The organism is Acetobacter malorum (assembly GCF_001580615.1).
In the GTDB taxonomy this organism is placed as follows: Bacteria; Pseudomonadota; Alphaproteobacteria; order Acetobacterales; family Acetobacteraceae; genus Acetobacter; species Acetobacter malorum.
The window spans coordinates 43,384-64,801 of sequence record NZ_LHZC01000041.1; the positions used below are offsets into that span (position 1 = coordinate 43,384).

General features: G+C 57.0%; 22 protein-coding genes and 2 tRNA genes. 10 read left to right on the plus strand and 14 right to left on the minus strand.

The annotated features are described in order from the left end of the window. Positions 1-82: 82 nt before the first annotated feature. The 4 genes from AD930_RS04275 to AD930_RS04290 all read right to left on the minus strand — a co-directional run bounded on the left by AD930_RS04275 (position 83) and on the right by AD930_RS04290 (position 5,113). Positions 83-1,759, minus strand: coding sequence for a SulP family inorganic anion transporter (locus tag AD930_RS04275; RefSeq protein WP_082781699.1), 1,677 nt, complete (start codon positions 1,757-1,759; stop codon positions 83-85). Positions 1,760-1,950: 191 nt separating this feature from the next. Beyond that, the gene (locus tag AD930_RS04280) at positions 1,951-2,337 is read right to left on the minus strand and encodes a YidB family protein (RefSeq protein WP_052403622.1); all 387 of its coding nucleotides are present in this window, start codon (positions 2,335-2,337) and stop codon (positions 1,951-1,953) included. Between the two features lie 270 nt (positions 2,338-2,607). After that, positions 2,608-3,402 (minus strand): SDR family NAD(P)-dependent oxidoreductase, encoded by a 795-nt coding sequence (locus AD930_RS04285; RefSeq protein ID WP_061505262.1) that lies wholly within the window; start codon positions 3,400-3,402, stop codon positions 2,608-2,610. Between the two features lie 196 nt (positions 3,403-3,598). Next, positions 3,599-5,113 carry an aminotransferase class V-fold PLP-dependent enzyme gene (locus AD930_RS04290; protein ID WP_244150488.1) on the minus strand — a complete coding sequence of 505 codons (1,515 nt, stop codon included), beginning with the start codon at positions 5,111-5,113 and terminating at the stop codon, positions 3,599-3,601. A 72-nt stretch (positions 5,114-5,185) separates the two neighbouring features. On the opposite strand from AD930_RS04290, the gene AD930_RS04295 reads away from it, so the two are divergent. Together AD930_RS04295 and arsC are read left to right on the plus strand one after the other, a co-directional pair. Next, a complete protein-coding gene (locus AD930_RS04295; protein WP_061505263.1) occupies positions 5,186-5,647 on the plus strand; it encodes an Lrp/AsnC family transcriptional regulator in 462 nt (153 codons plus the stop codon). A 39-nt stretch (positions 5,648-5,686) separates the two neighbouring features. Then, the gene (gene arsC, locus AD930_RS04300) at positions 5,687-6,037 is read left to right on the plus strand and encodes an arsenate reductase (glutaredoxin) (protein WP_061505264.1); all 351 of its coding nucleotides are present in this window, start codon (positions 5,687-5,689) and stop codon (positions 6,035-6,037) included. A gap of 51 nt (positions 6,038-6,088) precedes the next feature. Here arsC and AD930_RS04305 read toward each other — a convergent pair whose 3' ends face one another. Together AD930_RS04305 and AD930_RS04310 are read right to left on the minus strand one after the other, a co-directional pair. Continuing rightward, positions 6,089-7,204 carry an S-(hydroxymethyl)glutathione dehydrogenase/class III alcohol dehydrogenase gene (locus AD930_RS04305; protein ID WP_061505265.1) on the minus strand — a complete coding sequence of 372 codons (1,116 nt, stop codon included), beginning with the start codon at positions 7,202-7,204 and terminating at the stop codon, positions 6,089-6,091. 325 nt (positions 7,205-7,529) lie between these two features. Then, entirely contained in the window at positions 7,530-8,969 is a 1,440-nt protein-coding gene (locus AD930_RS04310) for an aminotransferase-like domain-containing protein (RefSeq protein WP_061505266.1), read from the minus strand. Positions 8,970-9,083: 114 nt separating this feature from the next. Here AD930_RS04310 and AD930_RS04315 point away from each other — a divergent pair, with 114 nt between their 5' ends. Continuing rightward, the gene (locus tag AD930_RS04315) at positions 9,084-9,695 is read left to right on the plus strand and encodes a LysE family translocator (protein ID WP_208598564.1); all 612 of its coding nucleotides are present in this window, start codon (positions 9,084-9,086) and stop codon (positions 9,693-9,695) included. Between the two features lie 143 nt (positions 9,696-9,838). Then, the gene (locus AD930_RS04320) at positions 9,839-10,426 is read left to right on the plus strand and encodes a GcrA family cell cycle regulator (protein WP_061505267.1); all 588 of its coding nucleotides are present in this window, start codon (positions 9,839-9,841) and stop codon (positions 10,424-10,426) included. Between the two features lie 112 nt (positions 10,427-10,538). Here AD930_RS04320 and AD930_RS04325 read toward each other — a convergent pair whose 3' ends face one another. Further along, entirely contained in the window at positions 10,539-11,045 is a 507-nt protein-coding gene (locus AD930_RS04325) for a bactofilin family protein (RefSeq protein WP_043549198.1), read from the minus strand. Here AD930_RS04325 and AD930_RS18480 point away from each other — a divergent pair. Together AD930_RS18480 and AD930_RS04330 are read left to right on the plus strand one after the other, a co-directional pair. Then, positions 11,044-11,178 carry a hypothetical protein gene (locus AD930_RS18480; RefSeq protein WP_373320441.1) on the plus strand — a complete coding sequence of 45 codons (135 nt, stop codon included), beginning with the start codon at positions 11,044-11,046 and terminating at the stop codon, positions 11,176-11,178. The genes AD930_RS04325 and AD930_RS18480 overlap by 2 nt on opposite strands. Positions 11,179-11,453: 275 nt before the next feature. Then, positions 11,454-12,452 (plus strand): adenosine kinase, encoded by a 999-nt coding sequence (locus AD930_RS04330; RefSeq protein ID WP_061505268.1) that lies wholly within the window; start codon positions 11,454-11,456, stop codon positions 12,450-12,452. Between the two features lie 62 nt (positions 12,453-12,514). Here AD930_RS04330 and rnd read toward each other — a convergent pair whose 3' ends face one another. Beyond that, on the minus strand, positions 12,515-13,702 hold the full coding sequence (gene rnd / locus AD930_RS04335; RefSeq protein ID WP_043549266.1) for a ribonuclease D: 1,188 nt from the start codon (positions 13,700-13,702) through the stop codon (positions 12,515-12,517). A 128-nt stretch (positions 13,703-13,830) separates the two neighbouring features. On the opposite strand from rnd, the gene queF reads away from it, so the two are divergent. Further along, positions 13,831-14,301 carry a preQ(1) synthase gene (gene queF / locus AD930_RS04340; RefSeq protein ID WP_061505269.1) on the plus strand — a complete coding sequence of 157 codons (471 nt, stop codon included), beginning with the start codon at positions 13,831-13,833 and terminating at the stop codon, positions 14,299-14,301. Positions 14,302-14,410: 109 nt separating this feature from the next. Here queF and atpC read toward each other — a convergent pair whose 3' ends face one another. From atpC to AD930_RS04370, 6 genes are all read right to left on the minus strand, one after another. After that, the gene (atpC, locus tag AD930_RS04345; protein WP_043549204.1) at positions 14,411-14,821 is read right to left on the minus strand and encodes an ATP synthase F1 subunit epsilon; all 411 of its coding nucleotides are present in this window, start codon (positions 14,819-14,821) and stop codon (positions 14,411-14,413) included. 28 nt (positions 14,822-14,849) lie between these two features. Continuing rightward, positions 14,850-16,322, minus strand: a complete 1,473-nt coding sequence (atpD, locus tag AD930_RS04350; RefSeq protein ID WP_043549205.1) for a F0F1 ATP synthase subunit beta — start codon at positions 16,320-16,322, stop codon at positions 14,850-14,852. A gap of 31 nt (positions 16,323-16,353) precedes the next feature. Continuing rightward, positions 16,354-17,253, minus strand: coding sequence for a F0F1 ATP synthase subunit gamma (locus AD930_RS04355; RefSeq protein ID WP_043549206.1), 900 nt, complete (start codon positions 17,251-17,253; stop codon positions 16,354-16,356). A 16-nt stretch (positions 17,254-17,269) separates the two neighbouring features. Then, a complete protein-coding gene (gene atpA / locus AD930_RS04360; protein ID WP_043549207.1) occupies positions 17,270-18,805 on the minus strand; it encodes a F0F1 ATP synthase subunit alpha in 1,536 nt (511 codons plus the stop codon). Next, entirely contained in the window at positions 18,805-19,389 is a 585-nt protein-coding gene (gene atpH / locus AD930_RS04365; protein ID WP_043549208.1) for an ATP synthase F1 subunit delta, read from the minus strand. Before atpH ends, atpA begins: the two co-directional genes overlap by 1 nt. Before the next feature lie 681 nt (positions 19,390-20,070). Next, positions 20,071-20,144 (minus strand) — tRNA-Gly (locus tag AD930_RS04370). Positions 20,145-20,364: 220 nt separating this feature from the next. Between AD930_RS04370 and AD930_RS04375 the strand changes: the two genes are divergently transcribed. The 3 genes from AD930_RS04375 (at position 20,365) to nusG (ending at position 21,289) form a co-directional block, all read left to right on the plus strand. Further along, positions 20,365-20,441, plus strand: a tRNA-Trp gene (locus AD930_RS04375). 113 nt (positions 20,442-20,554) lie between these two features. Further along, positions 20,555-20,749: a preprotein translocase subunit SecE gene (gene secE / locus AD930_RS04380; RefSeq protein ID WP_025825930.1), complete on the plus strand. Its 195-nt coding sequence runs from the start codon at positions 20,555-20,557 to the stop codon at positions 20,747-20,749. 9 nt (positions 20,750-20,758) lie between these two features. Further along, the gene (gene nusG / locus AD930_RS04385; RefSeq protein ID WP_043549209.1) at positions 20,759-21,289 is read left to right on the plus strand and encodes a transcription termination/antitermination protein NusG; all 531 of its coding nucleotides are present in this window, start codon (positions 20,759-20,761) and stop codon (positions 21,287-21,289) included. The last annotated feature ends 129 nt before the right edge of the window (positions 21,290-21,418 follow it).

The window sequence follows — 21,418 nt, forward strand, 5'->3', positions numbered from 1 at the left end:
TATTTTACAGACATGGCTTCCAGCGGAGCGCACGCCTCCTCTTTGAGCCTGTTCTGACGAAAAGCCTCACAAGCTGCCGCTCTCATGCCTTTTCGCACCAGGCATGAGAGCGGGCCGCGGCCACTGCGGTATGGAGCTGGGCATAAATATTCCCCTCCCCCAGAACAGCACTAATCCGATGGCGATCCATATCGGCCCGTAAAAACGGATTAACCCGCCCAAAAGCAATCAGAACAGATTGGGCCTGCAATTCCTGCAAAACGGTACGCAGAAGGCTGGCGGCAGAGTAATCAATATCCGTAATGGCGCTGGCATCCACCACAACACAGCGAACCGGGTTGGGGGCTGTTGTAATCAGAAAGCGGATATCATCTGCAAAGCGGTTACAATTTGCATAGAATAAATCCGCACAAAACCGATACACAATCAGCCCCGGTTCCGTTTCAACTCCGGCTTTGACGGGAGAGGCCTCCAGCAGCTTTGTCTGCGCATCTTCCTGCAAAACCATGGTATGTGGTTCATAACTGTGCCGCACATGGCGAAACAGGGAGAGCACAATCGCCACCAGAATACCCTGCTCCACACCAACACCTACAACCGTAGCAGCGGTGATCAGCGCCAGACCGAACTCTCCGGGGCTTTCGTGCCGTATGCGCCATAAGGCGCGCAGGTCAATCATCCCCATCGCGACACTGAAAACAATAGCCCCCAGCACACACCGTGGCAGATAGCGCAAAGGACTCGTGAAAAAGAGCAAAACAACCAACGTGACAGCGGCAAAAACAAGTTGCGCCTTCTGGCTACGGGCTCCGGCCTGCACGGCCATGGCTGTCTGCGTCGGGCTGCCATTGACGGTAAATGTTCCGCTCAGACCGGCCAGAGCATTTGCAGCACTCAGCCCCAGAATATCCCTGTTGGCATCAACATCTTCCTGAAACTTATACGCGTAGGTTCGGGATGTTGCAGCACTTTGCGCAATAATGACGAACACGCAGGAAGCCGCCACCGGCAACAGGCTGAGCATGTCATTCCATCCCACCCTAGGAAAATGCAGAGACGGCAAGCCGCCAGACAATGGGCCAACCAGCGCAACACCGCACGCTTCCAGCCCCAGCGCCCAACTGGCCGCAATACTGCCGACCACCAGAACCAATGCCAGCGGCTTATGCGGCGCAAATTTCTCTCCAGCGTATAAAAGCAGGCACATGACAAGTGAGATTGCAGCGCTCAATGGCGCAAGATGCGGGAGCGCCTGCAACAAATCCACAAGTTGGAGAAAAGGGTTATGCGCTGTGGCCTGTAAGCCCAGCATGTCATACGTCATGGCAATGCCAACCTGCAGGCCAACACCCGCCATGAACCCCACCAGCACAGTGCGGGAAAGGAAGTCAGCCAGACACCCCAGCCTGAACAGCCGCGCCGCCAGCAGGAACCCGGCGCTCAACAGCGCGACCATGCTGACAAGCGCCATGTAATGCGCACTGCCCGGCGGGGCCATGCGCGACAGAGCACTGGAAAAAATAGCTGCGGTTGCAGAATCTGCCGCCACGACCAGATGCCGGGAAGACCCGACACCAGCAAACGCCACGAGTGGTAGCAAAACTGTATAAAGCCCGGTTACAGCAGGCATCCCGGCAATACGGGCATATCCCAGAACCTGCGGGATATTCATACAGGCAAGAGAAAGCCCCGCCAGACTATCGCGCGCAGTGCTGGCCCAGCCTCCCTGCCCCCACCGCCTGAACAGGTCTTTCAGCATCTTGCCCACCCTACTGGTATTCCGATCTCTCAGGGCTTTTTGCCGCCATTCCGGCGCTGCGTCACCTTATTTAAAAATACGCATTCTCCCATAAAAAAAGCCACCTCGCTCCAGCAAAGGAACGCGATGGCTTTTAGAGCACTCAGATAATGCAAGGCGAACCGTAGGATGAACCTACGGGCTGAGATTTTTTAGGCCTGGCGTGCTTTACGCTGCGTATCAACCTTGTCCGTGCGGCAAGCAGGCGGCAGCACTTCCTGTAGGTTTGTAATCGTAGCGCTGCGGGACAGGCCACTTTCTGCGGCCAGTCGATCAATCACCTCAGACGGCAGGAGCTTTTGCACAACGTCTTCCGTCGTGGGTTCCACAACAGCGTGGTTTTCCCAGTGAGACACAACGGACTGCAAGCCATGCTGTTCTGCATGCTGGCGCACAGTCGCCTGCCCCGCATTATTGTTGCGCTCCAGATAATGGATGAGGGCGGAAGACAGACCGGATTTATCCGTAGTAGCCGCCGTTACCGTATCGGCCACAGCCGTCAGGGTAGAGCTGATTTTGTCTGTGGTGGAAGCTGTCATGATAGTCCCCTTTATAGGAAAGTGGACGAAAGCATCAGGATGTCTCTACACCGCATTGTGTAAAAACGAAACACCAGCACCTGTGTCGCCTCGGCGCTGATTGTGCTCGCCCATTGTAAAACCTTACCCTTCCAACGAGGGAACTGCGCAGACGTTGCATATGGGTTTATGAACATTATGTCATAAAACTATACGCCCCTCTCATTCCCCGCAATGACACTCATCTCATGCCATCAGAAAGATAATTTTAATTTAAAGACTTTTCCAATATCAGAAAATCGTTTCCAGAATACCACCTTCAACCCGCAGAGCAGCTCCCGTTGTGGCCGAGGCTTCCTGTGACGCCACATACAGAATCATGTTAGCGACTTCTTCCACGCTGGCCGGGCGTCTGATCAGAGAAGACGGGCGCTGGGTACGCACAAATTCTTCACTGACCTCTTCAAGAGATTTCCCGGTTTCTTTCATTTTCTCTTTAAACATGGCCTGCACCCCTTCGGACAGCGTCGGTCCGGGCAGGACAGCATTGACAGTCACACCTGTACCGGCCATCCGCTTGGCCAGACCACGGGAGACAGCAAGCTGCGCCGTTTTGGAGAAGCCGTAATGGATCATATCGACTGGAATATTCTGTGCAGATTCAGACGAGATGAAAATAACACGTCCCCAGCCCTTCTTTTCCATAGCAGGCAGATAAGCACGCGAGAGCCGCACGCCGGACATAACGTTCACATCAAAAAACTGCGTCCACGTTTCATCGGATGTTTCAAAGAAATCTTTGGGTGAAAAAATACCGACATTATTCACAAGAATATCGCATGCAGGATGGGCCGAAAAGAGAGCGTCACATCCTTCTGCTGTACCCAGATCTGCCACACAGGCTGTCACCCGCGCATCCGGCATATCTTTTTTGATAGCAGCTACAGCTTTCTCGCAAGCCTCCTGCTTGCGTCCATTCACCACAACCTCTGCCCCGGCGGCTGCAAGCCCTTTGGCTGTTGCCAGACCAATCCCGAGAGTAGACCCCGTGACAATAGCGTTCCGGCCTTTGAGATCAAATTTCATGATGCGACTGCGCTCCTTCTTTGTTCACTCAGTTCTCGGCAACCAGCTCCTTCTGAGGCCGGATTTGGTAAGGAACTGATCTTATGGACGCAAAGAGCGACAAGGTGAGGTCGATCTCTGCGCGCACGTTTGACTAAGTGAACAGGAAAAGAGCAGAAAAGTTCATCGTGAAATGAACATATCTGCCAACTGCGGCTTATTCCGCAGCCAATATCTCCTGATATTTAAAGCGCGCCGTCGCGGTATCACACAGATAAGACTGCGCAATAACACTGGCATTTTCAGCCAGCTCGTTCACGGATTTTAGAATATACGCCACCTTGGCATCATCCATCAGCACACTGAAATTCAGCCGCACCCAGCCCGGCTTTTCTACTTCCTGCCCGGCTCGGATTGCCTCATGCATCCGCATGGATTCGTCCTGACCAAGCGAGAGAAGCCGATGCGCATACGGGCCTGCACACGCACAACCTCCACGCGCCTGAATACCATACAGATCTGACAGCATCCGCGTGAACAGCTGATGGTGAATCAGCTTTCCGTCTGCATCCTTCACACGGAATGAAAAAATAGGCAGATGCTGTTTTGCTTGTGGGTTTCCAAGAATTTCCAGATGCGGGTTGGCATTCCATACTTCATACGCCCGCTGATAAAGCGTTTGGTTACGCTCTGCCATAAAAGCTGCGCCAATAGCATCCTTGACCAGAAAACACAGAGCCGCCCGAATATTCCCGACAACATCCGGGGTGCCGGCTTCTTCGCGTGCCGTAACACTCTCTGAATAGTCATGGCCCCACGGCGAGACAAACCGCACCGTGCCCCCACCCGGCAGCGTTGGCTCCTGCGTGGCCACAGCCGCCTCCCGCACAATCAGCACACCGGACGCGCCGGGACCGCCAATGAACTTATGGGTGGAGAGCACAACGGCGTCTTTTTCCGCATCTGTCCCGGCCCGCATATCAATCGGCAGGTAAGGACCACCCCCGGCATAATCCCAGACAGATTTCGCGCCGTATTTTTTAAGAAGTCGTGTTACAGAATCAGTATCTGTCACAATACCTGTAACATTCGACGCACTGGAAAACGCACCGATTTTCAGACGCTCCGGGTCCGCTGCGGCCAGATGGGCTTCCAGTTGGGTCAAGTCCGGACCGCCATCAGGCGCTTCCGCAATTTCAATCAGTTCCGCACCGCTTTCCCGCCAGGGCAGGATATTGGAATGGTGTTCATACGGGCCAATCAGCACAAGCGGGCACTCGCCGGCCCGCACAGCATCCCGCACCCCCAGCAGATGCACAAGGCGGTTCAGGCCTGCGGTTGCCCCATTCCCCGTGAAGATTGTCGCAAAACCCTGCTCAGCCCCGCACAGACGCGCAATAATCTGCCTCGCCTCATGCCGCAGGCGGTTCATAACCTGCCCGCAGAACGAGGCCTCCGTATGACTGTTGGCATAGTAAGGCAGCACCTGCGTGGCGACGGCCTGCTCAATCACGCCCAGAGCGCGGCCTGAGGCAACATAATCCGCATACACCAGCTTTCTGGGGCCAAACGGACCGGGGATAGTCAGATTATCGCCAATCAGGTCGTCCCGCAGGCGGGTAATCACATCATCACCCTGCAGGATTTTAGCAAAACGGGAAAAGAAGTTTTCGGGGGCAGACGTCATCATATTCAGGAACCACACGACTGAAAAAGGCTGTTCCGTCATCATAAGAAACACCGCTCCAAAAAAGTTTCCCTATTTCATGATTGAATCCCTCTATATTCGATCATATGATCTGTTATGAGCCATAAACTTGATAGTTTTGATCGTGCAATCCTACGCGCCTTGCAGCAGGATGCCTCGCTGTCTCAGAGGGATCTGGCGGAGCGGGTTGGTATGTCTCAAAACGCATGCTGGCGGCGACTGCAAGCCCTGCGCGCAGCGGGGGTCATGCAAGGGGAAACGCTCCGGCTGGACCGTGCTGCTGTGGAACTGGATCTGACTGTGCTGGTGCTTATTAAAACGCGTCATCATTCACAGGAGTGGCTGAAAAGCTTTCGACAGATCATCCTCTCCATCCCCAATATTGTCGATTTCTATCGGATTGCTGGTGAGTATGACTATATGCTGAAGGTAGTCGCGCGGGACATGAATGCGTTTGATGCCATTTATCGCAAAATGATAGAAAAAATCGACATTGATACCGTTACCTCTTACATGGCGATGGAAGCGATTGCCGATAATCGGCCTCTCCCCGTCTGAGACTGTCTTTCTTTTTCACTTGCAACAAGGACGCTGTTCATGACTGTCACGCTGTACCACAACCCCGCCTGCGGCACGTCCCGCACGGTGCTTGGCCTGATTCGGGATGCCGGGATTGAGCCGGAAATTGTGCTGTACCTGAAAACACCGCCCAGCCGTGAAAAGCTGGCCGAACTGGTAAACCAGACCGAGCTGACAGCGCGTGATCTGCTACGCCAGAAAGGCACGCTTTATGAAGAGCTGGGGCTGAAAGACCCGAGTGTCACGGATGACCAGATTCTGGACGCGATTGCCGAACACCCGGCTCTGCTCAACCGCCCGATTGTGGTGACGGATAAAGGGGCTGCGGCGTGCCGGCCTGCGGACACAGTGCTCCGCCTTCTGCCCTGATCAACCCGCTAAAAAAGCCCCGGCACAAACAGGCCGGGGCTGAAACAGACTTTAATATTCTACAACTGTGCGGATACTTTCTCCGCGCGCCATCATATCAAAGCCCTCGTTGATTTTTTCCAGCGGGAGCTTGTGGGTAATCAGATCATCAATATTGATCTTATGATCCATGTACCAATCAACAATTTTTGGAACATCGGTCCGCCCGCGCGCCCCACCAAATGCGGAGCCAATCCACCGACGACCCGTAACAAGCTGGAACGGGCGCGTGCTGATTTCCTGCCCGGCCCCAGCCACCCCGATGATGGTTGAAACACCCCAGCCACGATGGGCACATTCCAGCGCCTGACGCATCAGGGTCGGGTTGCCCACACATTCAAACGTGTAATCCGCGCCGCCGTCTGTCAGTTCAATCAGATAGGCAACCAGATCGCCATTCGGCCCCAGATCCTTCGGGTTCACAAAATCAGTCATACCGAATTTGCGCGCAATGGCTTCCCGCTCCGGGTTGATGTCCACACCGATAATGCGATCAGCCCCGACCATTTTGGCCCCCTGAATGACATTGAGCCCAATGCCACCCAGCCCGAACACTACCACGGTAGAGCCCGTCTCGACCTTGGCCGTAAACAGCACCGCCCCAATGCCGGTCGTCACACCACAGCCGATGTAACAGACCTTATCGAACGGAGCGTCTTCCCGAATTTTGGCCAGCGCGATTTCCGGCAGAACCGTGTAATTCGCAAAGGTGGAGCAGCCCATATAATGATGGATTGGCTGACCTTTAAAGGAAAAACGCGAGGTCCCATCAGGCATCAGACCTTTTCCCTGTGTGGAACGAATAGCTGTGCACAGGTTAGTCTTACGGGAGAGGCAGGATTTACATTCCCGGCATTCCGGCGTGTAGAGCGGAATCACATGGTCACCGGGTTTGAGGTGGCGCACACCGGGGCCAACCTCAACCACAATGCCAGCGCCTTCATGCCCCAGAATGGCCGGGAACAGACCTTCAGGGTCCGCGCCGGAGAGGGTGTATTTATCCGTGTGGCACAGGCCCGTTGCCTTGATTTCCACCAGAACTTCACCCTCACGCGGGCCTTCCAGCTGCACGGTTTCAATTTCCAGCGGTTTCCCCGCTTCAAAGGCTACGGCTGCCCGTACGTCCATGCTCATCCCCTGTGTATTGCGTCTGTTTATGCGCACCGCGTCTCAGGTGCCTGTGTGTTTTTCAGAATAGCCCCAAGCTGAACCCGAGAGCTACCGTGCTGCTCGTGTTCTCTGGTCACATCTGCTTTTCCGTGAGGGTACATCTGTATCGGAAACACAACAAGACGGCCGAATGTTACACTATAACGGATACTCTTTGAAAAACATCTTTCGCTATCCGATATTTTCCTCGCCAGCGCTTTCCAGGCACGCTTTACACATTCTGCGCAAAATATGCAGAAATATGGAATTTTTCATAATACAAGAAAACAATATTTCTCTTATATTATACTAATTCCCGCAAAATAGACCAGAATTTTGGATGGTCTGCCATACTAACGGTTAGCCGCAGATAGGAGGATGGCGCCTGAACGGGGGAGAACAGAACCCCCGGAGCCAGCAGCACTCCCTTTTCCGCAGCCTGACGCGCCAGCACCTCGGAATTTCGCCCGCAATCAGCCCAGACAAAAATACCCGCATAGGGCAGATGCGGCACTGTCAGGCCACACTCCGTCACGCGCTCAATGCAGCGTTGCCGGGCCTGATCAACCCGCTGGCGCAGCCGCACCACCTGCCGCCGGTACTGCCCGTCCTGCAACAGGCGATGCACCACACACTCCCCCAGATTGGACGTTGTCAGCCCAGCCAGAAGTTTCAGATCTGTCAACCGAACGATCAATTCCGGAGAAGCCGCCAGAAAGCCCACACGCAAACCAGCCGCCAGCGTTTTGGCATAACCGCCCACCAGAATCACCCGTTTCAACCGGTCCAGTGACGCCAGCCGAACGGGCACGCCAGGATGGAAATCTGCATAGGTATCGTCTTCAATAATCAGAAAATCATGTTTTTCGGCCAGTCTCAGCACATCATGCGCCGCAGCGGCGGAGAGCGTGTGCCCGGTTGGGTTGTGCACGGCGCTGTTAATCAGAAATAATTTGGGCTTATGAACTGCGGCCAGTTGCGCCATCACACCCAGATCCGGCCCATCCGGCCCCCGTGGCACGCCGACAATCCGCACACCACAGGCCGCAAGCCGCCCAAAAATCAGGAACCAGCCGGGGTCTTCCACCATCACGGTATCACCCGGCTGGAGCAGCAGGCGGAACAGTAGGTCCAGCGCGTGCGTCACGCCCGCCGTCATCATCACGGTTCGGTCTTTGTGTGCGGCAATCCCCTGACTTTGCAATTGAGCGGCAAGCTGTTCCCGCAGAGGCGCATACCCACGTGGATGCCCGTAACTGAGGCAAACAGCTCCGGCCCCGCGTCCCACCGCCCGCAGAGCTCCGTTAACCATGTCCGGGTTCATCCAGTCGGCAGGCAACAACCCGGCGGCAGCGGGAATATCCACCGGCGTGCTTTCCGGAAACATCCCCCGCAGCAACCATGCCACATCCAGATGGGACGGGAGTGCCGCCGGTGCCGGGGCAGCATCCGCCAAAGGTGGAGCCGGCACAGCCGCCCGGACAAAATAGCCCGCTCCCGGCCGGGGTTCGACCAGACCTTTGCTCACCAGCCGGTCATACGCTTCCAGCACCGTAAAGCGGCTGATCCCGGCACTTTCCGCCATCCTCCGCACAGAGGGCAGGCGGCTGCCTGCGCGCAGGAGGTGGTCTGCAATCCGGCTTGTCAGTTCCTGCTCAAGCTGCACAACCAGCGTGGTGTCACTCCCACGCACGGGGTGCCAGTGTGGTGTGAGAGCGTTCGCCCCTCGTTTTGAAACTGACATGGTCTTTCCTCCAGAACAGTTTGGAAAGTGTTGCGCAAACTGTACCGGGTCTGTTCCGGCATTTTCCTGAATATGATGGGTCTTCCGCCTTCTGCAAACGGAGTTTTGCGCATCATGTCCTTCTGGAGCACCTTCGGCCCCCTGACCGCTTTCGCTCTGGTGGCCTCCATCACGCCCGGTCCGAACAACACCATGCTGGCTGCCTCGGGCCTGAACCACGGCTTCCGGCGGTCCATTCCGCATATGCTCGGTGTTACCCTTGGGTTTGTGCTGATGGTCGCGCTGGTTGGACTGGGGCTGGGTGTGGTGTTTGAGCGCTTTCCTCTGCTGTATGTCTGGCTGAAATATCTGAGTGCGGCATATCTGCTGTGGCTGGCATGGAAAATTGCCACAGCAACACCCGCTTCGGCTGAAGCCGGGGCAAGCAGGCCCATCAGCTTCCTGCAGGCTGCGGGCTTCCAGTGGGTTAACCCCAAGGCGTGGATTATTGCCATTGGCATTGTCTCCGCCTATCTGCCGCATGAGAATTTTCTCTATGGCCTGACGCTCGCCTGCCTGATTTGTGGGCTGATGACGCTCCCCTGCATTGGCCTGTGGACCAGCTTTGGCGCGCTGATGCGCCGCTGGCTGAGCCAGCCTGCCATCCTGCGTGGGTTCAACCTGACCATGGCCGCCCTGCTGGTGGCCTCCCTCTACCCCCTGATGATGGAAGCCGGCACGCATTAAGGCAGGTAAAACAGCCAGAAACCCGCCTGATTTCAAGAATTTCTGGCCTTTCTCCTTGAGATACCCCTGCTCTGCCCTTAATATGCCCGGCACTGAAGCATCTGGCTTCACTGACCCGTGACAATACGAAAAGGTGCCTGTGCATGGAGTGGACCGATGAAACGATCGCCCGGCTCAAAGAGCTCTGGGCGGAAGGCCTCTCAACTGCAGAAATTGGCCGTCGGCTCTCCATCACCAAAAACGCCGTGGTGGGCAAAGCGCATCGTCTGAGCCTGCCCCCGCGTCCGTCCCCCATCCGGCGGAGTGACAAAACCAAAGTCGCTGGCACGGAAACTGCTGCAAAAGCGGCTCCGGCTGTCGCAGCGCCCGCCAAGGAAAAAGCACCTCAGGCTACAGCCCCCGTAGCAGACAGCAAGCCTGCTGTCGCTGCAGCACCCGCTGTGGACGCTCCGGCTCCCAAACCTGCTCCGCAGCCCAAGGCTGAAGCCAAACCGGCCAAAGCTCCGGCAGCGCCACGCGCCTCGGCAAAGCCCAAAACGTCCCTGCGCAGCATTTCTGACCCGGAACCCAAAAAGCGCCGTGGCCCGTCCTGCTGCTGGCCGATTGGTGACCCCGGCACACCGGGCTTCCATTTTTGTGGAGCCACGCCGCTGCCGGGTAAGCCCTATTGTGCAGAACATGCACAGATTGCTTACGTCAAACTGCGTGACCGGCGCGATAACGTCGCCTGACGTCCCACACGACGTTCCATAAAAAAGCGCGCCGCTTTGCATCAGCAAAGGGCGCGCTTTTTTTGTGCCTCTCTGAAAGCGGGGGCTTTCACCCCCGTCTGATCAAACCAGATCAGCCTTCAGCTTTAACCGGTGCATCCGCAGCAGGCGTTGCGGGGGCAGCAGGCTTCGGCGCTTTGTTGTCATCGCTCAGCATTTCCAGCTGACCGGTGATCTGACCACCATCTTCCACCTTCAGGCGGCGGCAGGCAGCTTTGCCCAGCAGGCGGCCCGTTGCACGCACCGTCAGGCTACCGCGCACCGTCAGCGTGCCATCAACCGTCCCGGCGATTTCTGCGTTCTCAACTTCCACGCCACCGCGGAACAGGCCACCCGGCATGACAGCAAGTTCCTTGGCGGAAATCATGCTGGATTCCACAGTGCCTTCCACAACCAGACGCTCGGCATCCTGCACGGTGCCCTGAACGCTGATACCGCGCCCGACAACAAGCGTCCGCTGTTCCGGAACGTCTTTTTTCGGCTGCTGCGGGTTCATGCCGCGTGCAGCTGCACCCGGCATGGGGGGCACGCCAGCGTTAGGAGAGAGAGGGGAACCGGGGGGGAGAGGCGCACGACCCATGGAGGTCTCCTTTGTTACGTCTGGACGGGAAGCAGGTGCCGTGCCGGTGCCGGATGACGGAGGCGAACCCGCGGGAGAAGAAGAAGGGAAAAGTGTACCAAATGCTCCGGCAGGACGCGCAGCGCCCGGCTGACTGGTACTCTGACCGGCATTTTGCCCGGCCGGTCGGTTATCTTCAGGCTTGCGTCTTTTAAACAAGAATCCCCCCGCCATGCTGGCTGCCGTATCTGCGACAGCGGTTATACGTCTGTACTTGCCCGCGTCGATCCATCAAGCTGGCAGCCAATTTGTTATACAGCTGACAGACCGTGCGGCAAGCATCCGTTAGCGCTTGCTGTTGCCCTTTTTATGGCAGCGCGATACCGAAAGAGCCGATCTGCTCATTTTTTCAGGAAAATAGACATCGTCATGACTGGCTCTGAGGCAAAATACGATATTCTCGGCATTGGCAACGCCATTACGGACATTCTTGCCACTGTCGAACCCACGTTTCTGCTTGAGCAGAATCTGACCCCCGGCAGCATGACGCTGATCGATGCGGCCCGTGCCGACAGCCTGACCGAAAACCTGAAAGTGGAACAGGTGATGGGTGGTGGCTCTGCTGCAAATACCTGTGTTGTGGCCGCGCAGTTTGGCGCACGCGTGGCGTATCTGGGCAAAGTTGCGCACGATACGGCTGGCCAGAAATTTGCGCAGGATCTGCGCGATAACGGCATCACCTTCCCTTCCACGCCGCTGGACGGCCATGTTTCTGAAAACCTGCCGACGGCACGCTGCGTCGTTATGGTCACGCCGGACGGCCAGCGCACCATGGCAACCTATCTGGGTGCCTGCACACACTTCACGCCGGACGATGTGCTGACGGACGTGATTGCTGCTTCAAGAATCGTGTATCTGGAAGGCTATCTGTTTGACCCGCCGCATGCGCAGGAAGCATTCCGCCGTGCAGCAACACTCGCGCATCAGAACGGCCGTCAGGTTGCGCTCTCCCTGTCTGACCCGTTCTGCGTTGGCCGCCACCGTGAGGCTTTTCTGGATCTGGTAAAAGGCCACGTCGATATTCTCTTCGCTAATGAAGATGAAATCTGCGCGCTGTATGAAACAGAAAACTTTGAGACAGCAGCGCGCCATACGCTGCAAGACACCACCTTTGCAGCACTCACCCGCTCAGGTCTGGGCAGTGTCGTCATTCATGATGGGCAGATGACAACTGTCGCCCCGGTCCCCACGCAGGTGGTGGATACAACGGGCGCGGGCGATGCCTATGCCGCAGGCTTCCTCGCAGGTCTGACCTCTGGCCGCACTCTGCCGGAATGTGGGCGTCTGGCCTCTGTCGCGGCGTCTGAAATTATCTCGCATGTGGGCGCACGCCCGCTGGCTAATCTCTGGCAGGAAATGGGCTTCTAAGAAGCCCTCTCCGTTATTCGCTGTCGTTTCTGCCTTCCCTGTTATTGCGGAAGGCAGAGGCCTCAGCGGGTCAGAATATCGACTTTTCCACCTTTTACGGCCAGCGCAATCTCACCATTGCATAGGGCCAGAGCGGCATCCCCAAACACCGCTTTCCGCCAGCCGGCCAGCGCCGGGTTGGGTGCGGACGGATCAAGCGCCAGCGCTTCCAGATCATCCATAGACGCAACCAGCTTTGGCGCGACGTCATGCTCTTCACAGCAGCTGGTGAGCAACACTTTCAGCAAAGCCATAAGGGCTGCGGACGCCCGGGGGGCATCCTTGCTGCGGTTTTTCGGCAGGCGCGGCAGTTCCGCATCCGGCAGAGCCTGAGCCTGTTTCACGGCATCCAGCAAGCCCAGCCCTGTACGCCCTTCGGCCAGACCACGAGACACACCCCGCACGCGGGCCAGAGCGTCAGTCGTGGTCGGCGCTGTCGCCGCAATTTCCAGCAGACTTTCGTCTTTCAGCAAACGCTGACGCGGCACATTCACGCGCTGCGCTTCCCGCTCCCGCAGGGCTGCCACGGCGCGTAGAATGCCCAGCATACGGCGGTTCGTCGTGCGGGCGCGCAGGCGTTCCCACTGTTTTTCCGGGTCGGCCCGGAAGGTGGCCGGGTCTGTCAGGACCGCCATTTCGGCAGAAACCCAGTCCAGCCGCTTTTCCTGCTCCAGCTTTTTGAGAAGCCGCTCATACACAAGGCGCAGCCATGTCACGTCGCCTGCGGCATAGGTCAGCTGTGCAGCGGAAAGCGGACGCACGGACCAGTCCGTAAAGCGATGGCTTTTATCAATCGCGTGACCGGTGATCGAGCCGACAAGACTGTCATACCCAACCTGATCCCCATACCCCGCCACCATAGCCGCAACCTGCGTATCGAACAGCGGTGTGGGCAGGGCATCAAACAGGTGCAGGAAAATTTCCAGATCCTGGCGGGCAGCATGAAAAACTTTCAGAACGGACTCGTCCGCCATCAGGTCAGCCAGAGGTGCGAGATCCAGCCCGTCCGCCATGGTGTCAATCAGCACCACCTCCTGCACGCCGCCAATCTGCACCAGACACAGTTCCGGCCAGTAGGTGCGCTCACGCATGAATTCCGTATCAATCGTCAGATACGGCTCTGCACGCAGGCGGGTAAGAGTGGTCGCCAGATCGTCCGTTGTGGAAATGAGGCGGGGTTCGGGAAATGCGGGGGAGGAAGCTCTGGCCATGTCTGCCTTCATACACCACCTGACGGGAAAAAGAAGCGGACAGCAGCCCCTGACTTTCTGAAAAGCTTGACGAAACTCCACACAGCTTCGACATGAGACACACACAGACCCTAACGGAAAGAAACGCCATGACCCGCCCTGATGACGGCAGTGACGCCCTCACCCAGCTTGGCCGCGCAACCCCTGCTCCGACCTGCCCGGAAGAAGCCGTTCTGGAACGCGTGCCCGCACCCTATCCCGGCAAGAATTATCTGGTGCGCTTTACGGCTCCGGAATTCACGTCGCTCTGCCCGGTTACCGGCCAGCCGGATTTTGCGCATATCATGATTGATTACGTGCCGGACCAGTGGATTGTGGAAAGCAAATCCCTCAAGCTGTTCCTGACCAGTTTCCGCAACCACGGTGCATTTCACGAAGCCTGCTCCGTGCAGATTGCCACCACACTGGTTGAACGCCTGAACCCGGTCTGGCTGCGCATTGGCGCTTACTGGTATCCGCGCGGAGGTATTCCGATTGATGTGTTCTGGCAGACTGGCGCACCGCCAGCTGATGTCTGGATTCCGTCGCAGGACGTGCCGACCTATCGAGGCCGCGGCTGAAGCTCAAAACGCGCCCATAAAAAAAGCCACCGCAAGGGTGGCTTTTTTTGAAACTGGTCGGCGTCTTAGCGTCGTCTGTCTCAAAGACCGGGCAGAACCCGGCTCTGAGTCAGGAAGCGGAAGACCCGGCTTCGATTTCAGCACGCACAGACAGGATTTTGTCCTGAAGCACATCCAGACGCGAGATATCGGTCTTGTCGGCTTTGTCCCAGGCTTCTGTCAGAGCTTCGAGCGCTGCGGTGGCGTTATCAATGGAGATTTCGCTCACCGGCTCGGCTTTATCAGCCAGAATGGTGCAACGCGTTGCCGTCATGTCCGCAAAGCCACCACCGACGAAGAAACGGTCCGTCACGGCATCATTTTCGTACAGTGAGACAACACCACCACGCAGCAGAAGCATCATGGGGGCACGCTCGGGCATGGCGGCGATATCGCCTTCCGCACCCGGCATGACAACCATATCTACTTCACGCGACACCAGAACCTTTTCAGGGCTGATGATCTCGATCTGGATCGGCATGAATGCTGTTCCTTCCCGGAACCGGCTGTTAGACCGATTCCCTCATTTTTTCTGCCTTGGCAACGGCTTCTTCAATCGTGCCAACCATGTAGAACGCAGCTTCCGGCAGGTCATCATACTCACCGGCACAGATCGCCTTGAAGGAGCGAACCGTATCTGCCACGGAAACCAGCTTGCCCGGTGCACCCGTGAAGACTTCTGCCACGTGGAACGGCTGAGACAGGAAGCGCTGGATGCGGCGCGCACGGGCCACAATCAGCTTATCGTCTTCAGACAGTTCATCCATACCCAGAATGGCGATGATGTCCTGCAGAGACTTGTAGGTCTGCAGAATACGCTGCACGTCACGCGCCACGTTGTAGTGCTCTTCACCCACAATAGCCGGGTCCAGAGAGCGGGACGTGGAGTCCAGCGGGTCAACGGCCGGGTAGATGCCCATTTCAGCAATGGAGCGGTTCAGCACGGTCGTGGCGTCAAGATGCGCGAAGGTCGCGGCCGGAGCCGGATCGGTCAGGTCATCCGCGGGAACATACACGGCCTGAACGGACGTAATAGAGCCCTTCTTGGTGGACGTAATACGTTCCTGCAACGCACCCATTTCCGTAGCCAGAGTCGGCTGATAGCCCACTGCGGACGGAATACGGCCCAGCAGAGCGGACACTTCAGAGCCAGCCTGCGTGAAGCGGAAGATGTTATCCACGAAGAACAGCACGTCCTGGCTTTCTTCGTCACGGAAGTATTCAGCCAGCGTCAGGCCGGACAGAGCAACACGTGCACGGGCACCCGGCGGTTCATTCATCTGGCCGAACACCAGAGCCACTTTGGAGCCCTCGGTATTGTTGTTTTCGTCCAGCTTGATAACGCCAGCGTCCTGCATTTCGTAATACAGGTCGTTGCCTTCACGGGTACGTTCACCAACACCAGCAAACACGGACACACCACCGTGCGCCTTTGCGATGTTGTTGATGAGTTCCTGAATAATAACGGTCTTGCCCACGCCGGCGCCGCCGAACAGGCCGACTTTACCGCCCTTGAGGTACGGGCAGAGCAGGTCAACAACCTTAATACCCGTCATCAGGATTTCAGAAGCAGCAGCCTGCTCTTCAAAAGACGGGGCATCACGGTGGATGGGGGCGCGACGTGCGGTCTTGATCGGACCTTTTTCGTCAATCGGCTCACCGATGACGTTCAGGATACGGCCAAGGGTCTCGGGGCCTACCGGAACAGAAATCTGCGTCCCGGTATCGGACACTTCTGCGCCGCGGACCAGACCGTCGGTGGTGTCCATGGCAATGCAACGCACTTCGTGCTCGCCAATTTCCTGGGCCACTTCAAGCACCAGAGTCTGTTCACCCAGCTTGACGTGAAGGGCGTTGAGAATTTTCGGCAGTTCACCTTCGAACTGCACGTCAACAACCGGCCCTCTGATCTCGGTGATGCGGCCAACAGAATTGGTCTTTGTGGCCGCAGGGGCCTGGGTCTGGGTTGTGGTATCCGACATGGGTCAGCTCCTGCGGGGCAAACGAGCGGGCTCAGACAGCCTGTGCGCCCGAGATGATTTCGATCAGTTCGTTAGTAATATTGGTCTGACGGGTCCGGTTATAGACCTTGCTCAGACTGTCGATGGTCCGGCCTGCATTGCGCGTGGCGTTATCCATGGCCGTCATGCGGGCGCCGTTCTCACCTGCAGCTGTTTCCAGCAGCGAAGCGTAGATCTGAACCTGCAGATTCCGCGGAAGGAGCATTGCCAGCAGCGTTGCTTCATCCGGTTCAAATTCGTACTGCGCTGCATCGTCTGCCGTGGTGGAGGCAGCATCGGCTTTCGCCGCAGCATCATCCATCACCATGGGCACAAGCTGCAGGCATGCCGGGGTCTGCGTCATCGCGTTCTGGAACTTGTTGAACACAAGCGTGCAAACATCGATTTCGCCAGCTTCCAGCAGCGCATTCACCTTGTCACCAAGGCCGCTTGCTACAGAAAACGGAACGTCCTTACCGCTGAACCCGATGACCTTATCAACGATCAGGTCGGCATGTTCACGGTTAAAGAAGTTCAGAGCGCGACGGCCAACCGGCAGCAGTTTGACGGTTTTGCCTTCAGCCTGAAGCTTATTAATGGTCTGCAGCGTCAGGCGGTGCACGTTGGAGTTGAAGCCACCGCACAGGCCGCGATCACTGGTGATCGGGATCAGCAGATGAACCTTATCCTGCCCCGTTCCGGCCAGAAGACGCGGCGCACCCTCTTCCCCCTTCGTGGCAGCAGCAAGTTCACCCAGCATCCGCCGCATAGCGGCAGCATACGGACGAGCAGCCTCAGCACTGGCCTGGGCGCGGCGCAATTTTGCGGCCGCGACCATTTTCATCGCGCTGGTGATCTTCCGTGTCGACTTGATACTTCCGATACGAGCGCGGAGTTCCTTGAGGGAAGCCATGGATAAGTCCTGCTCCTCAGCCGCCGAAGTTGCGGTTGAAGGTGGTCAGATATTCCGTCAGGCGGGCTTCAGTGTCTTTGGACAGCTGACGCTCCTTACCAATGGTTGCCAGAATATCTTTCCCACCGTTCGGCAGATCAGCCAGCAGAGCGTGTTCCCAGGCCACAACTTTCTCAACGGGGATACCGTCGATAAAGCCACGGGTGCCTGCAAACAGCACAATCACCTGTTCTTCAACCGTCAGCGGAGAAGACTGGGGCTGCTTCAGCAGTTCAACCAGACGGGCACCACGAGCAAGCTGCTTCTGCGTTGCCGGGTCCAGATCGGACGCGAACTGAGAGAAGGCAGCCATTTCACGATACTGAGCCAGTTCCAGCTTAATTTTGCCGGCAACCTGCTTCATCGCTTTGATCTGTGCGGCGGAGCCAACGCGGGACACGGAGCCACCAACGTTCACGGCCGGACGGATACCACGGTAGAACAGATCGGTCTCAAGGAAGATCTGCCCGTCGGTGATGGAAATCACGTTGGTCGGGATGTAGGCGGACACGTCACCAGCCTGCGTTTCAATGACCGGCAGAGCCGTCAGAGAACCAGCGCCGTTGGCGTCGGACATTTTTGCAGCGCGTTCCAGCAGGCGGGAATGCAGGTAGAACACGTCACCCGGATACGCTTCACGGCCCGGCGGACGGCGCAGCAGCAGGGACATCTGGCGGTAAGCCACAGCCTGCTTGGACAGATCATCGTAGCAGATCAGAGCGTGCATGCCGTTGTCACGGAAGTACTCACCCATTGCACAGGCAGCATACGGTGCCAGGTACTGCAGGGGAGCCGGATCGGACGCGGTTGCTGCGACGACGATGGAATATTTCATCGCGCCTTTTTCTTCCAGCAGACGCACAAGCTGTGCAACCGTGGAACGCTTCTGACCAACTGCAACGTAGATGCAGTAAAGGGACTTCTTGTCGTCGCCTTCGTCATTGACGGTCTTCTGAGCGAGGATCGTATCGGTCAGAATGGTCGTCTTACCGGTCTGACGGTCACCAATCACCAGCTCACGCTGACCGCGCCCGACGGGCACGAGGGCGTCAATGGCTTTAATGCCGGTCTGCATCGGCTCGCTGACGGACTGACGCGGCATGATGCCGGGAGCCTTTACTTCAGCGCGACGCATTTCAACGTCAGCCAGGGGGCCCTTGCCGTCGATCGGGTTACCCAGACCGTCAACAACGCGGCCCAGCAGACCTTTACCTGTGGGGACTTCAACCACCACACCGGAACGGCTGACAGTGTCGCCTTCACGGATGTTGGTGTCATCACCAAAGATCACGATACCAACGTTATCGCTCTCAAGGTTCAGCGCCATGCCTTTCTGGCCGGAGCCCGGGAACTCAACGAGCTCCCCGGCCATCACATGCTGCAGGCCGAACACACGGGCAATGCCGTCGCCGACAGACAGGACAGTGCCGGTTTCGACAACATCGGATTCTTTGTCGAACGAAGCAATCTGCTGCTTGAGGATATCCGAAATCTCTGCGGGACGGATTTCCATCACGCGGCTCCCTTCATGGCGTAATGCAAACGAAACAGGCGGGTCTGAAGACTGGCGTCATAAAGCTTGGCCCCAACACGGACGACAAGGCCGCCGAGAAGGGATGAGTCGACACGCTCACGGATAGTAATGCGGGAATAACCGGCTTCGGCCAGACGAACCTGAAGCTGGGCGCGCTGCGTGGTTGTGAGCGGCTGAGCGGATGTTACATCCGCAACCACTTCACCACGGCGGGCTGAAGCGAGGGCATCGACTGCCGCCATGATCTGCCGCAAATTGGGCAGACGGCGGTTGTCAGCAACGACACCCACGAAATTCTTAAGAGTCTGGCAAAAACCCTGTGAGTCCAGCACGGCCAGAACAGCCTTGCGGGAGACACGGATATCAAGCCGCCGATCATCCAGAACAGTGCGCAGAGGGGCACTCTCATCGATCAGGCGGGCAAGTGCCGCACATTCATCAAGCACTGCATCCAGCTGCTGCTGTTCCGCTGCGAGTTCATAAAGCGCAGTTGCATAACGGCCTTCGAGACCGTTGGAAGCAAAAGCAACCGGTTGTGCTGTCGTTACGCCCGAGGCCACCACTCTTTAGGCTCTTTCCTTCTGTGCGCGCCGGCATTCCACATACATGACTCCGCCTCTGGCTGTATCTAGCCACAAGCATGCGTCGGCGCGGCCTCTAGCATGCTGAAACCTGCCACGCAACCGGCAGCCTCTTCCAAAATGAGCCCATGCCCCCGGTTTCCCTCTGTCAGACCGCACGAAAATGACCTTTTCGGTAAAAAAACATCTTAGGAGAGACCGCTTTGCCCGCATTTCAGCGTGTTTGAAGCCCTGAGACACCTGCGGAAAATCTTTGCTGAAAATATTCTCCTGCTGGCTCATGGAAGACCAGCCCGACCGCGCCGAAAAGCGCGCGACCGGATTACAGCGAATCCATCACCTAAGAGCCGCGCCGCACATTCGCCTAGCGCACGCGCTTCTCATCAGATGACATCCCACGGGGCTACCAAACAGATTACCGCCCATCCCTAGCCTACCGTTTTGTCCAGAAGATTTCGAGAGGACAGCCTCCACCTGCCCCGCCACCCGCTGTGGTGGTGTTCGGTTGGAGCCATTTCCGAATCCTTAACGTCACGAAAGAACGACGCGTTGGGCCACCCGGCACGGTGAAAACAGAAAGATGCGACCATGCGCGACAACGGCGAAGCACTCTGACTTCAGCAGGTCTCGCGGAAAAATTTAAATTTTCAGGAAAATTTATTTTGGAGCGGACGGAGGGAATCGAACCCTCCTCGGTAGCTTGGAAGGCTACAGCATTACCACTATGCTACGCCCGCGCTCTGAGAGGCTTCTTACCCCCAAAACGCAGCACTTCGCAACCCCCTGATGAGGGGAGTTTTTGCGCCTTCTTTTCACAATCTGGCACGATATTGTTTTCTGCCTCTTGACTTTAGGGCCACAACATATTTTGTTCCGCCTCCTGCAAGGGCCGCGTATGGGTGGTCAGGCTGACGGATTTCCGTTATACCTGCTTTCCGCGTCGGCTTGTCGCACTGCAGGGGTGTAGCTCAATTGGCTAGAGCGCCGGTCTCCAAAACCGGAGGTTGTGGGTTCGAGACCCTCCACCCCTGCCAGACAACACTGGCTGGAAGGCCCCGCAAAGCCTGCGGCGTTTTCCGACAGAAAAATATTGGCTGCGCCGTCTGTCCAAACCAGATCGGACCGGGCAGCGGAGAGAGGATAGTTCGTGTCGGTCAGTCCCGGTAAGTTTCTGCGTGATGTACGTGCCGAGGCCGAACGGGTCACATGGCCGTCCCGACGTGCTACTTTCATTACAACAGGTGCGGTGCTTGCCATGGCTGGGCTTGCATCTGTGTTCTTCTTTGTCGTTGACCAGCTGATTGGTCTCGGCGTGCGTCAATTGTTCGGGCTGGGAGGCTGAGGAAACGACATGGCCAAACGTTGGTACGTGGTCCACGTCTATTCGGGCTTCGAGAAAAAAATCGCCCAGCATATTCGCGAGCAGGCAGCACAAAAGGGCCTTGCTGACCATATTGATGAAATTCTGGTTCCCTCAGAAGAAGTCATCGAAATGCGTCGCGGCCAGAAAGTGAATGCCGAGCGTAAATTCTTCCCCGGCTACGTGCTGGCGAAGATGGAAATGACGGATGAGTCCTGGCATCTGGTCAAGGATACCCCAAAGGTAACGGGTTTCCTTGGCACCAAGAACCGCCCGACCCCCATTTCCGCAGCGGAAGCTGAGCGTATCATCAAGCAGGCGCAGGAAGGCATCCAGCATCCGCGTTCTGCCGTAACCTTTGAAATTGGTGAGCAGATCCGCGTGGCGGATGGGCCGTTCACCTCCTTCAATGGTGTGATTGAAGAGATTGATGAAGAAAAGGGACGCCTGAAAGTCAGCGTTTCCATCTTCGGTCGTTCGACCCCGGTCGATCTGGAATATGGTCAGGTTGAAAAGCTCTGATCTTATCCGATCTCTGGATATGAAAAGTTTTGAAAAAGAGGTGGCCTTGTGCCGCCTCTTTTTTTTATGGTCCGCGCCTTTGAACGCCCTGCATGATGCCGCGTTTCAGGCACACTCCTCAGGTAGCCC